General features: G+C 69.8%; 12 protein-coding genes. 6 read left to right on the top strand and 6 right to left on the bottom strand.

Annotated features, from left to right (window positions below):
- Positions 1–13 precede the first annotated feature (13 nt).
- Positions 14–448, bottom strand: a complete 435-nt coding sequence (locus tag QMF80_RS00115; RefSeq protein WP_283448399.1) for a hypothetical protein — start codon at positions 446–448, stop codon at positions 14–16.
- A gap of 94 nt (positions 449–542) precedes the next feature.
- Between QMF80_RS00115 and QMF80_RS00110 the strand changes: the two genes are divergently transcribed.
- Together QMF80_RS00110 and QMF80_RS00105 are read left to right on the top strand one after the other, a co-directional pair.
- Positions 543–1,511: a diacylglycerol/lipid kinase family protein gene (locus QMF80_RS00110; RefSeq protein WP_283448397.1), complete on the top strand. Its 969-nt coding sequence runs from the start codon at positions 543–545 to the stop codon at positions 1,509–1,511.
- Positions 1,512–1,828: 317 nt separating this feature from the next.
- Entirely contained in the window at positions 1,829–2,086 is a 258-nt protein-coding gene (locus QMF80_RS00105) for a WhiB family transcriptional regulator (RefSeq protein WP_004937597.1), read from the top strand.
- A gap of 173 nt (positions 2,087–2,259) precedes the next feature.
- On the opposite strand, the gene QMF80_RS00100 is transcribed toward QMF80_RS00105, so the two are convergent.
- On the bottom strand, positions 2,260–3,738 hold the full coding sequence (locus tag QMF80_RS00100) for a PAS domain-containing sensor histidine kinase (RefSeq protein WP_283448812.1): 1,479 nt from the start codon (positions 3,736–3,738) through the stop codon (positions 2,260–2,262).
- Positions 3,739–4,555: 817 nt separating this feature from the next.
- Here QMF80_RS00100 and nagB point away from each other — a divergent pair.
- On the top strand, positions 4,556–5,341 hold the full coding sequence (nagB, locus tag QMF80_RS00095; protein WP_283448381.1) for a glucosamine-6-phosphate deaminase: 786 nt from the start codon (positions 4,556–4,558) through the stop codon (positions 5,339–5,341).
- A gap of 79 nt (positions 5,342–5,420) precedes the next feature.
- On the opposite strand, the gene QMF80_RS00090 is transcribed toward nagB, so the two are convergent.
- From QMF80_RS00090 to QMF80_RS00075, 4 genes are all read right to left on the bottom strand, one after another.
- A complete protein-coding gene (locus QMF80_RS00090) occupies positions 5,421–6,911 on the bottom strand; it encodes a glycoside hydrolase family 3 protein (RefSeq protein ID WP_283448379.1) in 1,491 nt (496 codons plus the stop codon).
- Positions 6,912–6,918: 7 nt separating this feature from the next.
- Positions 6,919–7,806 carry a carbohydrate ABC transporter permease gene (locus QMF80_RS00085; protein ID WP_283448378.1) on the bottom strand — a complete coding sequence of 296 codons (888 nt, stop codon included), beginning with the start codon at positions 7,804–7,806 and terminating at the stop codon, positions 6,919–6,921.
- Positions 7,803–8,801, bottom strand: a complete 999-nt coding sequence (locus QMF80_RS00080) for a carbohydrate ABC transporter permease (RefSeq protein WP_283448376.1) — start codon at positions 8,799–8,801, stop codon at positions 7,803–7,805. Before QMF80_RS00080 ends, QMF80_RS00085 begins: the two co-directional genes overlap by 4 nt.
- Before the next feature lie 74 nt (positions 8,802–8,875).
- Positions 8,876–10,159, bottom strand: a complete 1,284-nt coding sequence (locus QMF80_RS00075) for an extracellular solute-binding protein (RefSeq protein ID WP_283448374.1) — start codon at positions 10,157–10,159, stop codon at positions 8,876–8,878.
- Positions 10,160–10,450: 291 nt separating this feature from the next.
- Here QMF80_RS00075 and QMF80_RS00070 point away from each other — a divergent pair, with 291 nt between their 5' ends.
- The 3 genes from QMF80_RS00070 to QMF80_RS00060 all read left to right on the top strand — a co-directional run bounded on the left by QMF80_RS00070 (position 10,451) and on the right by QMF80_RS00060 (position 13,973).
- On the top strand, positions 10,451–11,215 hold the full coding sequence (locus tag QMF80_RS00070) for a GntR family transcriptional regulator (RefSeq protein WP_283448373.1): 765 nt from the start codon (positions 10,451–10,453) through the stop codon (positions 11,213–11,215).
- A 359-nt stretch (positions 11,216–11,574) separates the two neighbouring features.
- Entirely contained in the window at positions 11,575–13,779 is a 2,205-nt protein-coding gene (locus QMF80_RS00065; RefSeq protein ID WP_502962732.1) for a carbon starvation CstA family protein, read from the top strand.
- Positions 13,776–13,973 carry a CstA-like transporter-associated (seleno)protein gene (locus QMF80_RS00060; protein ID WP_283448370.1) on the top strand — a complete coding sequence of 66 codons (198 nt, stop codon included), beginning with the start codon at positions 13,776–13,778 and terminating at the stop codon, positions 13,971–13,973. The genes QMF80_RS00065 and QMF80_RS00060 overlap by 4 nt, the downstream gene beginning before the upstream one ends.
- Positions 13,974–14,036: the final 63 nt, after the last annotated feature.

The raw sequence follows: 14,036 nt of genomic DNA, 5'->3' as shown, positions 1-14,036 counted from the left end.
GAGGGGGCTCCGCTCAGCCGGCGTCGCGTGGCCCGATACCCAGGGCCTCCGTCGTCGCCGGGTTGAGCAGCAGCGCCACGACGGCCACCGCGGCCAGCGCCAGCGCCACCGCGGCGGCGATCATCGCGCCGCCGGTGTGGAACAGCGTCCACGCCACGGGCAGCGCCATCAGCTGGGTGATCAGCGCCGGGCCGCGGCTCCAGCGGCGGCCCCGGCGCAGCCCGCGGGCCGCGATCAGCGGCAGCGCGGCGAGTGCCAGCAGGGTGATCCCGCCGGTTTCGGCCTGCTGGGGGGAGTCGGGGTCGCCGAAGACGCCCACGAACAGCATGTAGACGCCGAGCCCGGCCAGGGCCAGCCCCTCCAGCGCGGTGAGCGCGGCGGCGGCGGTCAGCGCGCCCGGCGGGGTGGTGGCGGACGGTCCGGCGGCGGGGGTCTGCTTCGTACTCACTCCAGCAGGGTAGCCGCGCGCTCCGGGCCTCCGGCCTGGCGGTCCAGACCGGGCAGTGCGGTGAGCATTACTGGGGGTGGGTAGTCTGCTGCTCATGCGTGCACTTCTCGTGGCCAACCCAGCAGCGACGACCACCAGTGCGCGCACGCGCGATGTCCTGACCCATGCCCTGGCCAGCGAGATGAAGCTGGAGTCGATCACCACCGAGTACCGCGGCCACGCCCGGGACCTGGGACGACGGGCGGCCGAGAGCGACGACATCGACCTCGTGGTCGCCCTGGGCGGCGACGGCACGGTCAACGAGGTGGTCAACGGACTGCTGCACCACGGGCCGGATCCGGACCGCCTCCCCCTGCTGGCCGTGGTGCCGGGGGGGTCCACCAATGTCTTCGCGCGCGCCCTGGGGCTGCCGAACGACGCGGTCGAGGCGACCGGCGCGCTGCTGGACGCGCTGCGGGAGCGGCGCGAGCGGACGGTCGGCCTGGGTCTGGCGGAGGGCGCGCCGGGCACGGAGGACGAATCGGTGCCCGCGCGCTGGTTCACGTTCTGTGCCGGATTCGGTTTCGACGCGGGTGTGGTCGGCCGGGTGGAACAGCAGCGGGAACGCGGCAAGCGTTCGACTCATGCCCTGTATGTACGACAGCTCCTGCGCCAATTCTTCGAGGAACCGAACCGGCGTCACGGCACGGTGACGCTGGAGCGTCCCGGCGCGGATCCCGTGACGGATCTTGTGCTGTCGATAGTGTGCAACACGTCACCCTGGACGTATCTGGGAAATCGCCCGCTGTACGCGTCTCCCGAGGCATCATTCGATACCGCGCTTGACGTGCTCGCACTCGACCGTTTGTCAACTCCGTCGGTCTGGCGCTACGCGACACAGCTGCTGACCTCGACTCCTGAGCGGGGCCCGCGCGGAAAGCATGCGGTGTCTCTGCACGATCTGACCGACTTCACCTTGCATTCCAAGGTTCCGCTCCCCTTCCAGATGGACGGCGACCACCTTGGTCTGCGTACCAGCGTTCGGTTCACAGGCGTACGCCGTGCACTGCGTGTGATTGTGTGAGTGGAAGGGGCGAAAGTCCTTTCACTCGAACGTTTTAACGTCGGTCCACCCCTAGGAAGTACGGCTGTGACCTACTAGACACCGACGAATCAAAAAAAACTTTCCGGAAGGGGTTGTATCCCCGTCCGAGGTTTGCGAATCTCTACATGGCGATCGGGACAGCCCGCAGCACCCGGCACCCGCACAGATCGCCAGAACCCCTCCACGAAACGGACCGCACCAGGAAACTGGGCGTCGGCCCTTCCCCCATCAGGGGATTCGTGAAAGCGTTCACATTCACAAGCAACCTGCCCGCAATACAAGGAGATGGAGCAGCCATGGACTGGCGTCACAACGCCGTTTGCCGCGAAGAAGACCCCGAGCTCTTCTTCCCCATCGGCAACACCGGTCCTGCGCTGCTGCAGATCGAGGAAGCCAAGGCCGTCTGCCGCCGCTGCCCCGTTATGGAGCAGTGCCTGCAGTGGGCGCTCGAGTCCGGTCAGGACTCCGGCGTCTGGGGCGGTCTGAGCGAGGACGAGCGCCGCGCAATGAAGCGCCGCGCCGCTCGCAACCGGGCGCGTAACGCCACCGCCTGATTTCGACTTTCGAGCCTCGAGCCGCAGCGCGTAGTACCCGCACCAACCAGCGCTCAGCAACGTGCTCTTGAGCCCCGGACCGAGAACCTTCGGTCCGGGGCTCAGTGCTGTGCCGGGCGCCTCCCCCCCGAAGGGGCGGGCGGCTCCCGTTACTTACGGTTACCCCCGCGGGGTCACTTCTGCGGGCTGACCGGTACGTCGAGGACGACCTTGGTGCCGCGCGGCTCGCCCGCGACCATGTCGAAGGTGCCGCCGAGTTCACCCTCGACCAGGGTGCGGACGATCTGGAGTCCGAGGTTGCCCGCACGCTGAGGGTCGAAGCCCTCGGGTAGCCCGCAGCCGTCGTCGAGCACGGTGATCAGCAGTCGCGCGTCGTCGCGCCTGCTGCCGGTGCGGGTCGCGGACACCTCGACCGTGCCGCCCCCGCCCTGGACGCCCTGGACGAAGGCGTGTTCCAGGGCGTTCTGCAGGATCTCGGTCAGCACCATCGACAGCGGGGTCGCGATCTCGGCGTCCAGGATGCCGAACCGGCCGGTACGGCGGCAGGCCACGTTGCCCGGCGAGATCTCGGCGACCATCGCGATCACCCGGTCGGCGATCTCGTCGAACTCGACCCGCTCGTCCAGGTTCTGAGACAGCGTCTCATGCACGATCGCGATCGAACCGACCCGGCGGACGGCCTCGTTGAGGGCTTCGCGGCCCTGCGCGGAATCCATTCTGCGGGCCTGCAGGCGCAGCAGTGCCGCCACCGTCTGGAGGTTGTTCTTCACCCGGTGGTGGATCTCCCGGATGGTCGCGTCCTTCGTGATCAATTCACGTTCGCGACGACGGAGTTCGGTGACGTCCCGGCACAGCACGAGCGAACCGATCCGGGTGCCCTTCGGCTTGAGCGGGATCGCGCGCAGCTGGATCACTCCGGTGCTGCCCTCGACCTCGGTCTCGCGCGGGGCCCAGCCGCTGGCGAGCTTGACCAGGGCCTCGTCCACCGGACCCCGGGAGGGGGCGAGTTCGGCGGTGGCGTTGCCCAGATGCTGACCGACCAGGTCGGAGGCGAGGCCGAGCCGGTGGTAGGCGGAGAGGGCGTTGGGGGACGCGTACGTCACCACGCCCTCGGCGTCGAGCCGTATGAGGCCGTCGCCGACCCGGGGGGAGGCGTCCATGTCGACCTGCTGCCCCGGGAAGGGGAAGGACCCGGCCGCGATCATCTGGGCCAGGTCGGAGGCGGACTGGAGGTAGGTCAGCTCCAGACGGCTCGGTGTACGCACAGTGAGCAGGTTGGTGTTCCGGGCGATCACGCCCAGGACCCGGCCCTCGCGGCGGACCGGGATCGACTCGACGCGGACCGGGACCTCCTCGCGCCATTCGGGATCGCCCTCGCGCACGATCCGGCCCTCGTCGAGGGCGGCGTCCAGCAGCGGGCGGCGGCCCCGCGGCACCAGGTGGCCGACCATGTCGTCCTGGTAGGAGGTCGGGCCGGTGTTCGGGCGCATCTGGGCGACCGAGACGTAGCGGGCGCCGTCGAGCGTGGGCACCCAGAGCACGAGGTCCGCGAAGGAGAGGTCGGAGAGCAGCTGCCACTCCGAGACCAGCAGATGGAGCCACTCCAGGTCGGTTTCACTGAGAGCGGTGTGCTGGCGTACGAGGTCGTTCATGGAGGGCACGTCAGCGAGGGTACCCCGGGCCCGGGTCATGACTTCCCCGGTGGAGATTACCCAGGAGTACCCAGGAGCGGTGGAGTCCGCGTAATGTTGGAGGAAGTGACGGGATCGCAGTACCCGCCATTGGATGGACAGAACAGATTGGTCTAGTCCACAATTGCCGAAGAGCTTCCGTCCTCCCCGCACAGGAGGACGGATCGAGGTAAGCCGCGCGTTCTGCCCTGACCGCGTCGGCACCTCCCACCGGCCGCCGGGCACCGCACACCCGACCGGCCGTTAAGTACTCCGGGCTACGGTGCCGGACGGGCTGAGGGTCCTGTCCCGGCACCGTGGCCCAGAGGAACGCGCACGCGGAACGCCGCCCGCCGCCTCTGGCCCGGCCACGTGCCCATCGATTCCGGTTCGGCCCGGATCGCGCCGTCGCGCGACCGCTGCGACCCGCCCTGGATCACCGCGCCAGGGCTTCCGTCCCGCCCCCCCGCGGCAGCGTCGACGACCCCCTTCCGGCCCCGCCAGCCCACACCCGCCCCACCGGCCCACATCCAGCCCCGCCGGCGTTTGAGGCGCCGCCGGAGGCACGGGCGGGCGCACCGGCCCGCTCCCCGCCCTCAATCGCCGGGCAGGCTGCTGACGCCTCCGGCGGGCCCTCAAACGCCGGGCAGGCTGGATCCGCCCCCCGGGGGCACGACACCACGGGCCCGGTTCCGCAGGACGGGGCGGGGGAAACCGCTCACCATGGAAGGGGCAGCAAGGCGCAGCTCTGCTAGATTGGTCTATACCATACGCACCTTCTCAGATCGGCAGGCCCCGCGTGGAAGTTGTCATCGTCCCGGACGCCAAGGCAGGCGGAGACCTCATCGCGGAGGCCATGGCGGCCCTCGTCCGCCGCAAGGCCGACGCGCTGCTCGGAGTGGCGACCGGCTCCACCCCGCTGCCCATCTACGAAGCCCTCGCGGCGAAGGTCAAGGCCGGTGAGGTCGACGCCTCCCGCGCCCGCATCTGCCAGCTCGACGAGTACGTCGGGCTGCCCGCCGGTCACCCCGAGTCCTACCGCGCCGTCGTGCTGCGCGAGGTCGTCGAGCCGCTCGGCCTGTCCGAGGCGTCCTTCATGGGCCCCGACGGCTCGGCCGAGGACATCGTGGGCGCGTGCGAGGCGTACGACGCGGCCCTCGCCGCGGCGGGCGGGGTGGACCTCCAGCTGCTCGGCATCGGCACGGACGGCCACATCGGCTTCAACGAGCCGTGTTCCTCCCTCGCCTCCCGCACCCGGATCAAGACGCTGACGGAGCGGACCCGCGTCGACAACGCGCGCTTCTTCGACAACGACATAGACCAGGTCCCCCACCACGTCATCACCCAGGGCATCGGCACCATCCTGGACGCCCGCCACCTGGTCCTGCTGGCCACCGGCGAGGGCAAGGCCGACGCGGTCGCGCAGACCGTCGAGGGCCCGCTCTCCGCCCTGGTCCCGGCGTCCGCGCTCCAACTGCACCGGCACGCGACCGTCGTCGTCGACGAGGCGGCCGCCTCGAAGCTGAAGCTGGCCGACTACTTCCGCCACACCTTCGCCGACAAGCCCGCCTGGCAGGGCCTGTAGCACCGGGGATCGTCCCGCACACGCGAAAGGCCGGGCTCCCCCGTGACGGGTGCCCGGCCTTTCGCGCACGCGGGGCTGGTCAGGCCCCCGCGATGATCTCTGCCGCCGCCTGGCCGCAGACCCGCGCCGCACCGTGCGTCTCGATGTGGACGGCGCCGCGCGGGCGGGCCCGCGGCAGGCCCATCTCGACGACCACCGTGTCGGGCCGGGCCGCGACGAGCGCGTCGAGGGCCGCGGTCATCCACGGGTGGCGGTGCGCGTCGCGGACCACGGCGACGACCGTACGGGCGCCCGCGGCAGCCAGGATCTCCGCGGCCGCGGCGCCCTCCGGGAAGGTCCCCGAGGCGGTGTCCGGGACCAGCGCGGCCAGGGCCGCCGCCAGGCCCCAGGGGGTCTCGTCGCCCACCGCGCTGTTCGCGACGGGGGCCAGGGTGGCGACGTAGGGCCTGGCCACGGGGACCGGGGTGCCGGTCACCCGCAGCGCGCGGCGGGCGGCCGTGAGACCGATGCCGGGCGCGCTCCCCTCCTGCGGCGCGCCCGGCGCGGTGGTCCCGCGGCCCTGCCGGGCCCAGCCGGCGAGGGCCCGTACCCGGGCGGCGGCGTCGGCGAGCCGCTCCTCGGGGAGAGTGCCCTCGCGCACGGCGTCGACGAGGGCGTCGCGCAGGCCGAGGACGGTCGCTTCGTCGGCGAGGCCGCCGCCGACACAGATCGCGTCGGCGCCCGCCGCGATGGCGAGCACGGTGCCGCGCTCGATGCCGTACGTACCGGCGATGGCGTTCATCTCCATGCCGTCGGTGATGATCAGGCCCTCGTAGCCGAGTTCCTTGCGCAGCAGGCCGGTGAGGATCTGCGGGCTCAGGGTGGCGGGCCGGTCGGGGTCGAGCGCGGGCACCAGGATGTGCGCGCTCATCACGGCCTTGGTCCCGGCGGCGACGGCTGCCTTGAAGGGGACCAGTTCGCGGGCGTAGAGGGTGTCGAGGTCCGCGTCGATGCGGGGCATCGCGTGGTGGGAGTCGACGTTGGTGTCGCCGTGCCCGGGGAAGTGCTTGGTGCAGGCGGCGACTCCGGAGGCCTGGAGCCCCTCGACGTAGGCGGCGGTGTGCCGGGCCGCGAGGTGGGTGTCCGCGCCGAAGGACCGTACGCCGATGACCGGGTTGTCCGGGTTGGAGTTGACGTCAGCGGACGGGGCCCAGTTGAGGTTCACCCCGCATTCAGCGAGGCGGCGGCCCAGTTCACGGGCGACGTCGCGGGTGAGCCTAGTGTCGTCGACGGCGCCGAGGGCGAGGTTGCCGGGGAAGGACGAGCCGCCCCGGACCTCCAGGCGCGTGACGTCGCCGCCTTCCTCGTCGATGGCGACGAGCACGTCGTCCCGCTCGGCCCGCAGCTGGGCGGTGAGCACGGCGAGCTGTTCGGCCGAGGCGACGTTGCGGCCGAAGAGGCCCACGGAGGCGAGGCCTTCGCCGACCCGGCGCAGCAGCCACGCGGGGGCGGTGGTGCCTTCGAAGCCGGGCTGGAGGACCGCGAGGGCGTCGCGGGTGACCGTATCGGTGCGGTGCGCGAGGACAGTCATGGGGCCGTTATCCCTTCACAGCGCCGGCGGTGAGACCCGCGGCCATCTTCCGCTGGACGATGAGGAACAGCACGACGATCGGGAGCGCCATCATGGTGGAGCCCGCCATCATCGGCGCGAATTCGGTGCCGTGCTTGGTGGTGAAGTTGCCGAGCCAGACGGTGGCCGTCTGGTTCTGCTGGCTCATCAGCATCAGGGCGTAGAGGTACTCGTTCCACGCCTGGATGAAGCCGTAGACGGAGGTGGCGACCATGCCGGGGGCGAGCAGCGGGAAGACCACGCGGATGAAGGCGCCGGTCGGGGTGCAGCCGTCGACCAGGGCCGCTTCTTCCAGCTCCTTCGGGATGTTGACGATGAAGCCGCGCAACGTCCAGACGGTGAAGGGCAGGATGAAGGTCAGGTAGGTGATGATCAGGCCGGTGAGCTTGTCGTACTGCCCGAGGTCGTTCAGCAGCAGGAAGACCGGGATGATCATGGCGACCAGCGGGATCATCTGGACGGCCAGGATGCCGACGATGACGATCTTGCGGCCGCGGAACGCGAACCGGGAGATGGCCAGCGCCGCCAGCATGCCGACCACGATGCCGATGACGACCACGACCGAGGAGACGATCAGGCTCCGGCCGACCGGCCCCCAGAAGTCGGAGATCTCCAGGGCGCGCTTGAAGTTCTCCAGCGTGAAGGTGGTCGGGAAGAAGCGCGGATGCGGGTCGATCGCGTCCTTCTCCGGCTTGAAGGCCGTGTTGAGCATCCAGTAGACCGGGAAGCCCACGATGGCGAAGACCAGCAGGCCGGACAGGTTCCAGCCGAGCTTGGACTTCTTCCTCGTCTTCGCCTTCGGGACGCGGCGGGCGACGGGCGGGGTCGCGGCGGGCGGCGCGGTGGTGGCGGTCATTCCACCTCTCCGATCTTGAGCATCTGGCGCATGTAGACGGCGACCACTCCGAGCAGCAGCAGGACGGTCACCAGGGCGATGGCGGAGCCGCCCGAGTAGTCGTTGACCACGAAGGCCTGCTGGTAGGAGTAGGTCGTCAGCAGCTGGAACTCGGCCTCGGGGTTGCCGTTGCGCATCACGAAGACCTGCGGGAAGACACCCATGTCCCAGATCACCGAGAGGGTCGTCAGCATGACGAGGATCGGCTTCAGGATGGGCAGGGTGACGTGCCGGAAGACACCCCAGGCGCCGGCGCCGTCGAGGCGCGCGGCCTCCTCCAGCTCCTTGGGCACCTGCGTCAGGCCCGCGCTGAGGGTGATGACCACGAAGGGCACCGCGCCCCAGACCACCAGGAGCATGATCACCGCGAGGCCCTCGGGGCCGCTGGCGAACCAGTTGTGCCCGATCATGTCCACGCCGGGCAGCTTGCTCAACAGGTAGTTGAGGACGCCGTAGCCGGCGTCGAACAGCCACTTGAAGACGGCGGTGGCGACGATGATCGGCATGCCCCAGCTCGCCACCAGGGCGATGTTGATGAGGGCCTTGACCCAGCCGGAGACCTTCTGGAGCAGCAGGGCGATCAGCATGCCGATGACCATGGTCAGAATGACCGCCCCGGCCGCGAAGATCACCGTACGCAGGACCACGGTCCAGAAGACCCCGTCGCCGAGGACCTTCGAGAAATTGTCGAAGCCCACGAACCGGGCTTCCTTGAAGCCCCACAGCTCGGACTTGCCGAAGCTCTGGAACGAGAGCGAGACGAGCCTGAAGAGGGGGTACCCCATCACCAGGGCGATGATCAGCAGGCAGGGGGCCAGCAGCAGCCAGGGAGTGGATCCGGGACCCTTGCGGGAGCCCGTCTTCCCCGGCTCGCCCGTGTTCCCGGCCTTCACCGCGGTGGAAGGCTTCTGCTTCGCCGACGGCAGGTCGGCGGTGGTTGTCTGTGCGGCACTCATCGCGTGCTCCTCGGGGGTCCCTCTCTTGACGGCCAGCAGGGCCCCGCCGATCCGGCGGGGCCCTGCACTTCAGGTCACTTGGTGTTGATGACCTTGTCGATCGCGGCGTCGGCGTCCTTCGCCGCGGCCTCGACCGTCTTCTTGCCGGTACCGATCTCCGCGAGCATCGTCTGCAGGAGCTTGCCCTTCTCGACCTGGCCCCAGCCGGGAGCGGTCGGGACGAACCAGGAGGACTCGGCGGCGGTGGCCGAGACCTGGGTCTTCGGGTCGGCCTTCAGCGGAGCGAGGTCCGTCTTGTTGTTGGGCAGGTTGCCCTTGGCGACCAGGCCCTTCTGGCCCTGGGCGCCGGTGAAGACGCCGATCCACTCGGCCGCGACGTCCTTGGCCTTGGACTTGGACGGGACCGCGAGGTCCGAGCCACCGAGGAAGACCGGCAGGGCCTTGCCGTTCGGGCCGGGCATCACGAAGGTCTCGATCTTGTCCTTGAGCCCGCCCACCTTGTCGTTCTTCGCGGCGTCGGCGCCCTCCCAGCCGGCCGAGAAGATCGCGGCGGAGTTGCCCTGGCCGAAGACGACCGGACGGTCCGACTCGTCCTTGGTCTTGTCCGCGTGCATGTACTTGTCGAGGAGCTCCTTGTACTGCTTGAGCCCCTTCAGCGACTCGGGGGAAGACAGGTTCGCCTTCCACTTGTCGCCGTCCTTCTTGGCGATGCTGCCGCTCGCGTCGTAGACGAAGGACATCGCGGCGTACCAGTCCGGCGAAGGCTGGTACAGCGCGCTGAACTTGTCGCCCTTGGCGGTCTGGATCTTGTCCAGGGCGCCGGTCAGGTCGGCCCAGCTCTTCGGGGCGGCGGTGACGCCCACCTCGGCGGCGAGGTCCTTGCGCCAGGTGCCGACACGGCCACCGGCGTAGTAGGGGACGCCGTAGTTCTTGCCGTCGTAGGTGACGGATTCCTTGAGGGCGTCCAGCCAGGTGCCGGAGTTCTCGAACTTCGACGCGTCGAGCTCGGCGAAGGCGCCGGTCGACGTGTAGCCGATCATCTCGGAGTTGCCCATTTCGACAACGTCCGGGGCCTTGTCCGTAGCCAGTACGGCGTCCAGCTTGGCGTTCTTGTCCGGCCAGCCGTAGTACTCGTGCTTGATCGTGAGGCCGGGGTGCTTCGCGACAATCGCGTCGTCGGCCGCCTTCACCAGCTCCGGCCAGTTGTTCTGGGCGTCAACCGTCAACCAGACGGTCAGCTCCTTGGCACCGGAAGCCTTGTCGGTCTCGGTGCCCCCCTTACTGTCGGAGCCACCGCACGCCGCCAGGCCGATAACCATGCCCGCGACTCCAACCGCCGCGATGAGCTTGCGCTTCACGCCACCCTCCTCAGGGATGCCTGCCTGCACTTCCCTTGCCCGCCGCGGTGACATACGCGAAGTACTGCACGTGGGGCCGGGATCTGATCCATATTGGTTTAGACCAGTAACGGGAGCTTGGCCTAGACCTTTAGGGGTGTCAAGGGTCTAATGAGCGGGTGCTCGGTCCGTTACCGGACCGACACCTGTGGTGGGGGCGAGGCCAGCCCCGCGGCCCGTGTCACGATGTGACCGCACATATCGGAGGAGCCGGTGACGGCAGCGAAACTGGAGTCTGGAAGGCGGGCGGCGATGGCCACCGAAGGGGCGACCACGGAGCCGGAAGGCGGGGCAGCCACCCGCACCGCGCGCGTGCCCAAGTACTACCGGCTCAAGCGGCACTTGCTCGACATGACCGAAACCCTGCCGCCCGGCACCCCGGTACCCCCGGAGCGCACCCTGGCGGCCGAGTTCGACACCTCGCGGACCACCGTCCGCCAGGCGCTGCAGGAGCTGGTGGTCGAGGGGCGCCTGGAGCGCATCCAGGGCAAGGGCACTTTCGTCGCCAAGCCCAAGGTCTCCCAGCCCCTGCAACTCTCCTCCTATACGGAGGACATGCGGGCGCAGGGCCTGGAACCCACGTCCCAGCTCCTGGACATCGGCTACGTGACGGCCGACGACACCCTCGCCGGACTGCTCAAGATCACCACCGGCGGCCGGGTCCTGCGCATCGAGCGGCTGCGCCTGGCGAGCGGCGAGCCGATGGCCATCGAGACCACGCACCTTTCGGCCAAGCGCTTCCCCGCGCTGCGCCGCTCGCTGGTCAAGTACACCTCTCTCTACACCGCCCTCGCCGAGGTGTACGACGTACGGCTCGCGGAGGCGGAGGAGACCATCGAGACCTCGCTGGCGACCCCGCGCGAGGCGGGGCTGCTGGGCACCGACGTCGGGCTGCCGATGCTGATGCTCTCGCGGCACTCCCTGGACGCCGAGGGGGAGCCCGTGGAGTGGGTGCGCTCGGTGTACCGGGGCGACCGCTACAAGTTCGTCGCGCGCCTCAAGCGGCCCGCGGTCTGATCACGGCCGGGAACGCGGCGACCGTTCGCGCGTTCCCGGTGCACGTTCGCACCACACGCGCCCTCGCGCGTCGCGGTGGCACCCCACCGCTGAGCGTCACGGTGGCACCCCACCGCTGCGCATCGCCGCCTTACCTCACCCCTGCGCATCGCCGCCTTACGTCACCGTCGCGCATCGCCGTCGCGCGTTCCCGAGCCACGGCCGCGGCCATCGTTATACGTTCGACGCCCGAGACCGTCGACCGGTCCGCAGAACCGTAGTTGACTCCGTACCGCTATGCGGACGGGGGCTTTCGTTCACCGGGCGGTCCCCGTAGATTCCCTGCGCTCACGCAGCTGATCAACGAGGGGACGAGGATGATGCCGGAAGCTGAACCCAAAGCAACGGCCGGGCGGTCGGGGGTGGGGGGACTCACCCCCAAGTCGATCGCCGTCTGGGCCGCGGTCGCCCTCGTCGGCGCCGTCGGCTGGGGCGTGCTCGCCCTCTCCCGCGGCGAGGAGATCTCCGCCGCCTGGCTGCTCGCCGCCGCGCTGGGCTCGTACGCGATCGGCTACCGCTTCTACTCGCGCTTCATCGCGAACCGCGTCTTGAAGGTGGACAAGACCCGCGCCACCCCCGCCGAACGCCTCAACAACGGTGTCGACTTCCACCCCACCGACCGCCGGGTGCTCTTCGGCCACCACTTCGCCGCCGTCGCGGGCGCGGGCCCGCTGGTCGGCCCGGTGCTCGCCTCCCAGATGGGCTACCTGCCCGGCACGATCTGGATCGTCGCGGGCGTGATCTTCGCCGGCGCCGTCCAGGACATGGTGACGCTCTTCTTCTCCACCCGGCGCAACGGCCGTTCACTCGGCCAGATGGCCCGGGACGAGATCGGGCCGGTCGGCGGCGCGGCCGCGCTGGTCGCCGTGTTCGTCATCATGATCATCCTGCTGGCGGTACTCGCCCTGGTCATCGTCAACGCGCTGGCGGACTCCCCCTGGGGCGTCTTCTCCATCGGCATGACCATCCCGATCGCCCTCTTCATGGGCTTCTACCTGCGGGTGCTGCGGCCCGGCCGGATCACCGAGGTCTCGCTCATCGGGGTCGCGCTGCTGCTGCTCGCCATCGTCGCGGGCGGCTGGGTCGCCGACTCCTCCTTCGCCGACGTCTTCACCCTCGACAAGGAGACCCTGGTCATCTGGATGATCGGGTACGGCTTCCTCGCCTCGGTGCTGCCGGTGTGGATGCTGCTCGCCCCGCGCGACTACCTCTCCACCTTCATGAAGGTCGGCACCATCGGGCTGATGGCCGTGGGCGTGGTCATCGCCATGCCGACCCTGAAGATGCCCTCGGTCACCGACTTCGCCTCGCGCGGCGACGGACCGGTCTTCGCCGGTTCGATGTTCCCCTTCGTCTTCATCACCATCGCGTGCGGGGCGCTGTCCGGCTTCCACGCGCTGGTCTCCTCGGGCACCACCCCGAAGATGATCCAGAAGGAGACCCAGGTCCGGGTCATCGGCTACGGCGCCATGCTGACCGAGTCCTTCGTCGCGATCATGGCGGTCATCGCGGCCTGCATCATCGAGCCGGGCCTCTTCTTCGCGGTGAACGCCCCCAGCGGCCGGATCGGCACCACCGCCCTGGAGGCCTCCCAGGCGATCAGCGGCCTCGGCTTCTCGATCACCCCGGACGCGCTGACCCAGGCGGCGAAGGACATCGGCGAGACCAGCCTGCTCTCCCGCACGGGTGGCGCGCCGACCTTCGCACTCGGGATGTCGGAGATCTTCTCGTCCGTGGTCGGCGGCACCGCGATGAAGGCCTTCTGGTACCACTTCGCGATCATGTTCGAGGCGCTCTTCATCCTGACCACGGTCGACGCGGGCACCCGGGTCGGCCGGTTCATGCTCCAGGACACCCTGGGCAATGTGCACAAGTCCTTCAAGGACATCAGCTGGAAGCCCGGCGTGTGGATCGCGAGCGCGATCGTCGTCGGCGGCTGGGGCTACTTCCTGTGGGTCGGCGTGAAGGACCCGCTGGGCGGAATCAACCAGCTCTTCCCGCTCTTCGGCATCGCGAACCAGCTGCTCGCCGCCGTCGCCCTCGCGGTCTGCACCACGCTGCTGGTCAAGTCGGGGCGGCTGAAGTGGGCCTGGGTGACCGCCGCACCGCTGGCCTGGGACGTGGCGGTGACGCTCACCGCCAGCTACCAGAAGATCTTCTCCAGCGACCCGGCGATCGGCTTCTTCGCCCAGCGCGACAAGTACGTGGCCGGGATCGACGCGGGCAAGGTGCTCAAGCCCGCCAAGACCATGGACCAGATGCACACCGTGGTCACCAACGCCACGGTCGACGGGGTGCTCTCGGTCCTCTTCGCGCTGCTGATCGTCATCGTCCTGCTGGACGCGGCCCGCACCTGCCTCAAGGCCGTCCGGAACCCGGAGTCCGCCGTGCTCTCCGAGGTCCCGTGGTCCGAGTCGAAGATCATCGCTCCGGCCGGACTGATCCCGACGGCCGCCGAGAAGGCGGAACTCGCCGCCGCCGGACTGGACTCGGGCGGCGGCCGGGTCAAGGAACCGGTGGCGTGAGCGCCGTACGGCGGGCCCTGGGCCGGATCCGGTTCTACGTGCGCGAGTTCTCGGGCGAGGCGGCGTACGACCGCTACATCGCCCACGCCCGCTCCCACGACCCGCACGCCCAGGTCCCGACCCGCCGCGCCTTCGAGCGCGCCCGCACCGACTCCCGCGAGGCGGACCCCCGCGAGGGCTTCCGCTGCTGCTGAGGCGCGACCGAGCGGCAGGCCGCCGGGGTTGCCCCCGCCCGGGTCAAGGCGCGGGCCTCTCAC

It is taken from the genome of Streptomyces sp. G-G2 (genome assembly GCF_030063135.1).
Taxonomy (GTDB): domain Bacteria; phylum Actinomycetota; class Actinomycetes; order Streptomycetales; family Streptomycetaceae; genus Streptomyces.
Note: the sequence above shows the minus strand (reverse complement) of the source record. Positions and strands in the feature narration are given on the sequence as shown.

Coding starts and splice junctions, on each gene's coding strand:
- QMF80_RS00080 (WP_283448376.1), bottom strand. CDS start 8,801: ATGAGTGCCGCACAGACAACCACCGCCGACCTGCCGTCGGCGAAGCAG.
- QMF80_RS00085 (WP_283448378.1), bottom strand. CDS start 7,806: ATGACCGCCACCACCGCGCCGCCCGCCGCGACCCCGCCCGTCGCCCGC.
- QMF80_RS00110 (WP_283448397.1), top strand. CDS start 543: ATGCGTGCACTTCTCGTGGCCAACCCAGCAGCGACGACCACCAGTGCG.
- QMF80_RS00070 (WP_283448373.1), top strand. CDS start 10,451: ATGGCCACCGAAGGGGCGACCACGGAGCCGGAAGGCGGGGCAGCCACC.
- QMF80_RS00065 (WP_502962732.1), top strand. CDS start 11,575: ATGCCGGAAGCTGAACCCAAAGCAACGGCCGGGCGGTCGGGGGTGGGG.
- QMF80_RS00100 (WP_283448812.1), bottom strand. CDS start 3,738: ATGAACGACCTCGTACGCCAGCACACCGCTCTCAGTGAAACCGACCTG.
- QMF80_RS00090 (WP_283448379.1), bottom strand. CDS start 6,911: ATGACTGTCCTCGCGCACCGCACCGATACGGTCACCCGCGACGCCCTC.
- QMF80_RS00105 (WP_004937597.1), top strand. CDS start 1,829: ATGGACTGGCGTCACAACGCCGTTTGCCGCGAAGAAGACCCCGAGCTC.